The 4,143-nt window shown below is 69.3% G+C and carries 5 protein-coding genes; 2 read left to right on the top strand and 3 right to left on the bottom strand.

From position 1 onward, the window contains the following. The 3 genes from AOK01_RS33025 to iolC form a co-directional block, all read right to left on the bottom strand. Window positions 1-333, bottom strand: a 333-nt coding sequence (locus AOK01_RS33025) for a 5-deoxy-glucuronate isomerase (protein WP_213862188.1), incomplete at its 3' end; no start/stop codon positions are given. 43 nt (window positions 334-376) lie between these two features. Continuing rightward, window positions 377-1,255 carry a Cgl0159 family (beta/alpha)8-fold protein gene (locus AOK01_RS33020; protein ID WP_055518193.1) on the bottom strand — a complete coding sequence of 293 codons (879 nt, stop codon included), beginning with the start codon at window positions 1,253-1,255 and terminating at the stop codon, window positions 377-379. A gap of 30 nt (window positions 1,256-1,285) precedes the next feature. Continuing rightward, window positions 1,286-2,248 carry a 5-dehydro-2-deoxygluconokinase gene (iolC, locus tag AOK01_RS33015; RefSeq protein ID WP_055518192.1) on the bottom strand — a complete coding sequence of 321 codons (963 nt, stop codon included), beginning with the start codon at window positions 2,246-2,248 and terminating at the stop codon, window positions 1,286-1,288. A gap of 315 nt (window positions 2,249-2,563) precedes the next feature. Between iolC and AOK01_RS33010 the strand changes: the two genes are divergently transcribed. Both AOK01_RS33010 and AOK01_RS33005 read left to right on the top strand, forming a co-directional pair. Then, the gene (locus AOK01_RS33010; RefSeq protein WP_055518190.1) at window positions 2,564-3,580 is read left to right on the top strand and encodes a substrate-binding domain-containing protein; all 1,017 of its coding nucleotides are present in this window, start codon (window positions 2,564-2,566) and stop codon (window positions 3,578-3,580) included. A 5-nt stretch (window positions 3,581-3,585) separates the two neighbouring features. Continuing rightward, the coding region (locus tag AOK01_RS33005; RefSeq protein WP_169800168.1) for an ABC transporter permease at window positions 3,586-4,143 on the top strand (558 nt) is incomplete at its 3' end.

The raw sequence follows: 4,143 nt of genomic DNA, 5'->3' as shown, positions 1-4,143 counted from the left end.
CGGGACGCGACCGCCGCCCTCGTGGCCCACGAGGGCGGCGGTCGCGTCCCGGGGGACGTAGACGAAGTCGCTGACACCGCTGAACACGTCCTGGCGGCCGTGCAGTGCGAACTCGTCGCGGCCGTAGTCGTCGGTGACGGCGACGGTGCAGCCGCCGCCGAGCGAGATGACGATCCACTCGCTGTCCCCGGCGGTGAACAGGTGGGTGCTGCCGGGGGGCAGTTCGAGGACCCGGAGGCCGGAGTGGGCCCAGCCCGCGCTCTCCGGTGTGACGTCCACGGCGTACGGGCCGCTCGCGGCCCTGCCCGCGGGCAGATGGTGTGCGCTGGTCATGAGTGGTCCTTCCGGTCTCCGGTCAGAACGGGCTGGTCTCCGGTCAGAGCAGGCCGACCGCGGTGTCCACCGCGGTCTCCACGTCGCCCTCGGCGGGATAGAGCAGGGACCGGCCGACGACCATGCCCTGGACGGTGGGCAGCCGCAGCGCCTTGCGCCATCTCTCGTACGCGCCCTCCTGGTCCCTGCCGACCTCGCCGCCGAGCAGGACGGCGGGCAGCGTGGAGGTCTCCAGCGCGGCGGCCATGTCGTCCGGGTCGCTGGTGACGGGCAGTTTCAGCCAGGTGTAGGCGGAGGTGCCGCCGAGGCCGGAGGCGATGGCGATGGAGCGGGTGACGGCCTCCGCGGTGAGGTCGTTGCGGACCGTGCCCTCGACACGGCGGGAGATGAACGGCTCCACGAACACGGGCAGGCAGCGCGCCGCCATGTCGTCGATCGCCCGCGCGGACGATTCCAGCGTGGTCAGCGAGCCGGGGTCCGCGTAGTCGATGCGCAGCAGCAGCTTGCCCGCGTCGAAGTTCAGCCGGTCGATGTCCTCGGCGCGGTGCCCTGTGAAGCGGTCGTCCATCTCGAAGGCGGCGCCGGCCAGGCCGCCGCGGTTCATGGAGCCCATGACGACCTTGTTCTCCAGCGCGCCCAGCAGCAGGAGGTCGTCCAGGATGTCGGCGGTGCCGAGCACCCCGTCCACGCCCGGCCGGGACAGCGCGACGCACAGGCGCTCCAGCAGGTCGGCGCGGTTGGCCATGGCCAGTCGGCGGTCGCCGACGCCGAGCGCGCCGCGGGCCGGGTGGTCGGCGGCCACGATCATGAGGCGGCCGCTGTCGCCGACGAGGGGCCGCCGGCTGCGGCGGGCGGCCGCTTCGGCCACGGCCTCCGGGTGCCGGGCACGCACCCTGACGAGGTCGGGGATGGTGATGCTCAAGGGGGTGGCTCCGTTCGAGGGGGGGTGGCGTCAGCCGCGGGAGGTGATGAGATCTTCGACCTCGGCGGGGGTCGGCATCGCGGCGGAGCAGGCGAGGCGGGAGGCGACCAGGGCGCCGGCCGCGTTGGCGTACCGCATCGTCTTCTCCAGCTCCCAGCCGGCCAGCAGGCCGTGGCAGAGGGAGCCGCCGAACGCGTCGCCCGCGCCGAGGCCGTTGACCACCTCGACGGGCACGGGCGGTACTTCGGCGGTGGTGCCGTCGCGGTGGACGGCGAGGACGCCCTTGGGGCCCTGCTTGACGACGGCCAGTTCCACACCGGCTTCGAGGAGGGCGTCGGCGCAGGCCCGCGGTTCCCGGACGCCGGTGGCGACCTCGCACTCGTCGAGGTTGCCGACGGCGACCGTGGCGTGCCGGAGGGCCTCGGCGTAGTACGGGCGGGCCTCGGCGGGCCCGGTGATGTCACCGCTCCAGAACATGGGGCGCCAGTCGAGGTCGAAGACGGTGGTCCCGGCCTTGTCGCGGGCCTTGAGGGCGGCGAGCGTGGCCGAGCGGCTGGGCTCCTCGCTCAGTCCGGTGCCGGTGATCCAGAAGATCTTCGCCGCCCGGAGCGCGAAGAAGTCGAGTTCGTCGGTGTGGATCTCCAGGTCCGGCGCCTTGGGCCGCCGGTAGAAGTACAGCGGGAAGTCGTCGGGCGGGAAGATCTCACAGAACGTGACCGGTGTCGGGTACGCCTCGACCGGGGTGACCCAGCGGTCGTCGACCCCGAACTCCTTGAGAGCCTGGTGCAGATAGGCTCCGAAGGGATCGTCGCCGGTTCGGCTGACGATCGCTGTCGTGCGCCCCAGGCGCGCGGCGGCGACCGCCACGTTGGCCGCCGATCCGCCGAGGAACTTGCCAAAGGTCTCGACGCGTGCGAGTGGTACGCCGGTCTGCAGAGGATAGAGATCGACCCCGAGGCGGCCCATGGTGATCAGGTCGAAGGGCTCGGTCATACGCGTCGCTCCTCGTGGTGGATGCGGGGTTCCGGGAGTGCGGGATGCAGCGGACCGGTGTGTCCTAGGTCTAAGACCGGGACCGAGCCATGTCAAGACTTTGTACTTACATTCTCACGTAACCGTGCAGTGATGTCTTAACAAAGTATTGACAGTGGGGTCTGTCAGGGACTTACATCCCCTCCCAACAGCACAGCCGAGGTTTGACGCTCCGTGGCCCTGTGGTTTCCTTCCGTGGGGCCGAATGTCCCGGGCGACCGCCCGGACCGCTGCCCCTTGTTCCCTCCCCCTGTCGCACAGTGAGGTGCCGGAAAGATGGACCGCACGTCTCGCCCCCGCTCCCGCAGATTCGCCCTCGTCGCCGCGGCCGCCGCGGCAGCCCTGATAGTCACCGGCTGTTCCAGCGACTCCGGCGGCAAGAAGGCCGAGGAGGGCACGGACAACGCGTCCGCCGGCAAGGCCGACACCCCCCGCATGAAGATCGCGATGATCACCCACGCGGCGCCCGGCGACACCTTCTGGGACCTCGTCCGCAAGGGAGCGGAGACCGCCGCCGCCAAGGACAACGTCGAGCTGGTGTACTCCAACAACCCCGACTCGGCGAAGCAGGCCAACCTCGTCCAGAACGCGATCGACCAGAAGGTCGACGGTATCGCCGTCACCCTCTCCAAGCCCGATGCCATGAAGGCCGCGGTCGCCAAGGCCGAGAAGGCCGGCATCCCCGTCGTCGGCCTCAACGGAGGCATCGACGACTGGAAGGAGCAGGGGCTTCTGGAGTACTTCGGCCAGGACGAGTTCGTGGCCGGTGAGGCGTTCGGCGAGAAGCTCAACGAACTCGGCTCCAAGAACAACATCTGCGTCATCCACGAACAGGGCAGTGTCTCCCTTGAGGCGCGCTGCGCCGGTGTGAAGAAGACGTTCAAGGGCAAGACCACGACCCTCAACGTGAACGGCACGAACATGCCGTCGGTGAAGTCGACGATCAACGCCAAGCTCAAGCAGGACACGTCGATCGACTACGTGGTCACGCTCGGCGCCCCGTTCGCCCTGACCGCAGTGCAGTCCGTGGACGACTCGGGCAGCAAGGCGAAGGTAGCGACGTTCGACCTGAACAAGGAGATGGTCAAGGCCGTCGAGGACGGTGACATCGAGTTCGCCGTCGACCAGCAGCCGTACCTCCAGGGCTACCTGTCCGTCGACTCCCTGTGGCTCTACAAGACCAACGGCAACTTCAGCGGGGGTGGCCAGGAGCCCGTGCTGACCGGCCCGGCGTTCGTCGACAAGGAGAACGTGGCCGACATCGCGAAGTTCGCCGCGAAGGGCACTCGGTGACACCCATGACCCAGGCAACGGCACCGGCGACGAGTCCCTCGTCGCCGGCTTCGCCGGTCGCCCCCAAGGACGGCCGGACCTCACCACGGTCACTGGCCCGCCGGCTGGCGGCCCGTCCGGAGATCGGCGCGCTCATCGCGGCGATCGCCGTCTACATCTTCTTCTTCGCGGTGGCCTCGCCGTTCCGTGAGGCCGGCTCGCTGGCCAACGTGCTCTACGAGGCCTCCGTGATGGGCATCATGGCCCTGCCGGTGGCCCTGCTGATGATCGGCGGCGAGTTCGACCTGTCCGCCGGCGTCGCGGTCACCACCTCCGCGCTGACCGCCAGCATCTGGAGCTTCCAGCTGTCCATGAACGTATGGACCGGCATCATCGTGGCCCTCGTCGTCTCGCTCGCCATCGGCGCGTTCAACGGCTATCTGCTGGTACGCACCGGCCTGCCGTCGTTCCTCATCACGCTCGGCTCGTTCCTGATCCTGCAAGGCGCCAACCTCGCCGTCACCAAGCTCTTCACCGAGAACGTCGCCACCGACTCCATCAGCGACATGGACGGCTTCGACCAG

This window comes from Streptomyces aurantiacus (genome assembly GCF_001418335.1).
GTDB lineage: Bacteria > Actinomycetota > Actinomycetes > Streptomycetales > Streptomycetaceae > Streptomyces > Streptomyces aurantiacus.
This window is presented reverse-complemented; position numbering and strand designations above follow the sequence as displayed.

Bases quoted from the DNA above. Each gene is read 5' to 3' on its own strand.
- iolC (WP_055518192.1), bottom strand. From the start codon at position 2,248: ATGACCGAGCCCTTCGACCTGATCACCATGGGCCGCCTCGGGGTCGAT.
- AOK01_RS33010 (WP_055518190.1), top strand. From the start codon at position 2,564: ATGGACCGCACGTCTCGCCCCCGCTCCCGCAGATTCGCCCTCGTCGCC.